The organism is Streptomyces erythrochromogenes, from assembly GCF_040684695.1.
Classification (GTDB): Bacteria; Actinomycetota; Actinomycetes; order Streptomycetales; family Streptomycetaceae; genus Streptomyces; species Streptomyces erythrochromogenes_C.
The window spans coordinates 1-5,025 of the sequence record NZ_JBFBGM010000062.1 but is presented as its reverse complement, the minus strand read 5'-3'; the positions used below and the strand labels follow the sequence as shown (position 1 = coordinate 5,025).

The 5,025-nt window shown below is 72.9% G+C and carries 1 protein-coding gene; it reads left to right on the top strand.

Features of this window, described 5'->3' with window-relative positions:
• The coding region (locus AB0O53_RS38280) for a type I polyketide synthase (RefSeq protein ID WP_365201837.1) at positions 1-5,025 on the top strand (5,025 nt) is incomplete at both ends.

Here is a 5,025-nt window from a genome sequence, read left to right as displayed (position 1 = left end):
ACGCCGCCGCCAACACCTACCTCGACGCACTCGCCCACCACCGCCACCACCACAACCTCCCCGCCACCAGCCTCGCCTGGGGACTCTGGGACACGGCCAGTGCCATGACCAGCGGGCTGAGCGAGCTCGACGTGAAGCGGTGGGCCGACAAGGGCGTGCTGCCGATCTCCGCCGAGCGCGGAATGGAGATCTTCGACGCGGCCCTCGCCTCGGGGGAGCCGCTGCTCGCCGCGGCCGACCTGGACCTGCCGGCCCTGCGGTCCCCCGACCGGCCGGTGCCGGCGCTGCTGCGCACCCTGGTCCGCGCGCCGCGCCGCCGGGCCGCCGCTGCCGCAGGCTCTTCCGGTACGGACGGCGCCTCCTGGTCCGAGCGGACCGCCGCGCTCCCCCCGGCCGACCGTCTGCGTGCCGTGGGTGAGCTCGTACGGAGCACGGTCGCCGCCGTTCTCGGCCTCGCGGGCCCGGACGCCGTCGACGACGACACGGCGTTCAAGACCCTCGGCATGGACTCGCTGACCGGACTGGAACTGCGGCGCCGCGTCGTGGCGGTCAGCGGTATCACGCTGCCGGCGACGGCCGTCTTCGACCACCCCACCCCCACGGCCCTGGCCGCTTTTCTGGCGGGCGAACTCGCCCAGTCGGCCGGCGAGGGCGAGGTGGTCCGTACCGGGCAGCCGATCGGCGTGCGCGGCACGTCCGATCCCGAGGATCCGATCGTGATCGTCGGGATGGCCTGCCGGTATCCCGGTGACACCCGCTCCCCCGACGACCTGTGGCGGCTCGTCGCCGACGGCACCGACGCCATCGGCCCCTTCCCCACGAACCGCGGCTGGGCGCTGGACCGGCTCTTCGACGGCGACCCCGATCGCGCGGGTCACTCGTACGCCCGCCACGGCGGTTTCCTCCACGACGCCGACCGGTTCGACGCGGAATTCTTCGGGATCAGCCCGCGCGAGGCCGCCGCGATGGACCCGCAGCAGCGTCTGCTGCTGGAGACCAGCTGGGAGGCGGTGGAGAGCGCGGGCATCGCGCCGGCGAGTCTGCGCGGCACCCGTACCGGTGTGTTCAGCGGCGCGATGTACAGCGAGTACGCCTCCCACCTGCGCAACGCGCCGGAGGCGGTGGAGGCCTACCGTACGACCGGCAACACGCTCAGCGTGGCGTCCGGCCGGGTCTCGTACACGCTGGGCCTGCAGGGTCCGGCCATCACCGTCGACACGGCCTGCTCCTCCTCCCTCGTCGCCCTGCACCTGGCCGCCCAGGCCCTGCGCCAGGGCGAGTGCGGTCTCGCCCTCGCGGGCGGTGTGACCGTGATGGCGGTGCCCGATCTGTTCGTGGAGTTCAGCCGTCAGCGCGGGCTGGCGGCGGACGGCCGTTGCAAGTCCTTCGCGGATGCGGCGGACGGCACCGCCTGGAGCGAGGGTGTGGGCGTGCTGCTCCTGGAGCGGCTCTCCGACGCCCGCCGCAACGGACACGAGGTCCTCGCGGTCGTCCGCGGCTCGGCCGTCAACCAGGACGGCGCCAGCAACGGCCTCACCGCACCCAACGGCCCCTCCCAGGAACGCGTCATCCGTGAGGCGCTGGCCGCCTCGGGCCTGTCGGCCGCCGACGTCGACGCCGTCGAGGCCCACGGCACCGGCACCACCCTCGGCGACCCCATCGAAGCCCAGGCCATCCTCGCCACCTACGGACAGGACCGCGACACCGCACGGCCCTTGTTCCTGGGTTCGCTCAAATCCAACATCGGCCACTCCCAGGCCGCCGCAGGCGTCGGCGGCGTCATCAAAATGGTCATGGCCATGCGCCACGGCATCCTCCCCCGCACCCTCCACGTGGACCGGCCCACCTCACACGTGGACTGGAGCAGGGGGGCGGTGTCCCTCCTCACGGAGGCGACCCCGTGGCCGGAGAGCGACCGGCCGCGCCGGGCGGGTGTGTCCTCCTTCGGGATCAGCGGCACCAACGCGCACGTCGTCCTCGAACAGGCCCCCGCCACCGCGCCCGAACCCTTGACTACCGAGGAGCCCGAGGCCGTACCGATGGCTCCCTGGCTGCTGTCGGGCCACACGGAGGCGGCGCTGCGGGCCCGGGCGGACCGGCTGCTCGCCTTCGTCTCCGCACGCACGGCGCGACCGGACCGGGCACAGGATCAGGAGCGGAGCCCGGTCGCCCTTGCGGACATCGGCCGGTCACTGGCCGAAGCGCCGGCCCAGCCGGCCCGTTCGGCGGCCGTCGTGGCGGAGGATCGGGACGGGTACCTTCGGGCGCTCGCTGCCCTGGCCGCCGGCGAGGAGTCCCCGGACGTGATCGCCGGCCCGCCGGGCGGACGTGACGGCGGCAAGATCGCGTTCCTGTTCACCGGGCAGGGCAGTCAGCGTGCCGGAATGGGCCGTGAGCTGTACGGCACCCACCCCGTCTACGCCCGCGCACTGGACGAGGTCTGCGCCCATCTGGACCGGCACCTCCAGGAATCCACTCCCCTGAAGGACCTGATCTTCGCCGACGAGGACCCGGCCTCGCCCCTGCACCAGACCATGTGGACCCAGGCGGCGCTGTTCGCCACGGAGGTCGCTCTGTTCCGGCTGGTGGAGCACTACGGCCTGACCCCCGACCACCTGGTAGGCCACTCCCTGGGCGAGCTCACCGCCGCGCACGTCGCCGGCGTACTCACCCTGGACGACGCCTGCAAGCTCGTCGCCACCCGCGGACGCCTCATGCAGTCCGCACCCTCCGGCGGCGCCATGATCGCCATCGAAGCCACCGAAACCGAGATACGCGACACCCTCCCCACCCACCACGGACACCTCGACATCGCCGCCATCAACGGACCCCAATCCACCGTCATCACCGGCGACCACGACGCAGCCCACCAACTCGCCACCACCTGGCGCAACAACGGCCGACGCACCAAACAACTCAACGTCAGCCACGCCTTCCACTCACCCCACATGGACGGCATCCTCAACGACTTCCGCACCACCGCCGCCACCCTCACCTACCACGCCCCCACCATCCCCATCATCTCCAACCTCACCGGCAAACCCGCCACCACCGAACAACTCACCAACCCCGACTACTGGGTCCAACACCTCCGCCACACCGTCCGCTTCAACGACGCCGTCCAATACCTCCACAGCCAGAACGTCACCACCTACCTCGAACTCGGCCCCGACCCCGTACTCACCGCCATGACCAGGGCCTGCCTGGGTGAGGAGGCACAGGGCGCGGTGACGACCGTCGCCGCGCTGCGCCAGGGGCGTTCCGAGGTGCGGACGCTCGCCGTCGCCCTCGGCGAGGCGGCCGTGCGCGGTGCGACGCTGGACGCCGAGGGCCTCTTCCCGGGTGCGCGGCGGGTCCTGCTGCCGACGTACGCCTTCCAGGGCACCCGGTACTGGCTGAACAGCCCCGCCACGGCCGAGGACGTGGCGAGTCTGGGGCTCACCCCGGCGGAGCACCCGCTGCTGGGTGCGGTGACCAGCCTCGCCGGTGGGGAAGGGCTGCTGTTCACGGGCCGTGTCTCGCGCGGCACCCACCCGTGGGTGACCGATCACGCGGTCGCCGGGACCGTTCTGCTGCCCGGCGCCGCTCTGGTGGAGATGGCTCTCGCGGCGGGCGAACGCTTCGGCTACGACCGGCTGCGGGAGTTGGTGCTGGAGGCTCCGCTGGTCGTTCCCGAGGAGGGGCGTGTCCACCTCCAGGTCGTGCTCGGAGCCGAGGAGTCGGGCGGCGCCCGTTCCGTCACCGTCCACTCCCGCCCCGAGAGGGCGACGGACGCGGAATGGACCCGGCACGCCTCCGGTGTGCTCGCCGAGGCCGGCCCGGCGGCGCCTGTGCCCGCGCAGGCAGCCGCGGCCGCGGCCGACGCCGTCGTCTGGCCGCCGGAGGGTGCGACCGAGCTGGCGGTCGGTGACCTCTACGCCCGGCTCGCCGAACGCGGATACGCCTACGGGCCCGCCTTCCAGGGGCTGCGGCGGGCGTGGAGACGTGGCGCGGAGACGTACGCCGAGATCGCGGTGCCGGAGAGCGTCGACGACGCCGCGTTCGGTCTGCACCCCGCGGTGCTGGACGCCGCGCTCCACGGCTTGCTGATCGAGGACTCCGACGAGGTGAACGTCCCGTTCTCGTTCAACGGGGTCACGCTGCACACGGCGGGGGCGACCGTGCTGCGGGTACGTCTGGTGCCGAGCGGCGCGAGCGCCGCCTCGCTGACGGCCACGGACGCAGACGGACGTCGTGTCCTGAGCGTGGACGAGATCACCTTGCGGCCGGCCGGTGACCTGCGGGACCCGGGCGGTACGCAGGACGGGCTCTACCGGATGGTGTGGAAGCCGTTCGCGGCGACCACGGACACCGGGACCGGCCCGTGGGCGGTGCTGGGGTCCGACCCGCACGGGCTGGCCGCGGCCGTCACGGGGGACGCGTACGCCGGTGTGGCTGCTCTCCGGGGCGCCCTCGCATCGGGCGGGCGGCCGCCGGCTGTCATCGGTCTGTCGGAGAGCTTCGCGGAGGTGCACGGAGCGGTCCAGGACACCCTGGCCACCCTCCAGGAACTCCTCGCCGACACCACCCTCGACTCCACCCGGATCGTCATCCTCACCCGCGGAGCCACCGCACTCACCACCGACGAAGACATCCACGACCTCCCCGCCGCCGCCCTCACCGGCCTCATCCGCACCGCACAGAACGAACACCCCGGCCGCATCACCCTCCTCGACATCGACACCACCGAACACCTCGCCACCGCAGCACACACCGCCGCAGACGCCCCCGACACCCAACTCGCCCTGCGCGCGGGCCGGCTGCACACACCCCGGCTCGAAACCGCCCCCACCATGAGCGCGTCAGCCGTCCCGCTCGATCCGGAAGGCACCATCCTCATCACCGGCGGCACCGGCGGACTCGGCCGCATCCTCGCCCGCCACCTCGTCAACCACCACGGCGCCAAACACCTCCACCTCACCAGCCGCACCGGCCCCACCGCACCCGGAGCCCAAGCCCTCCACGACGAACTCACCACCGCCGGCG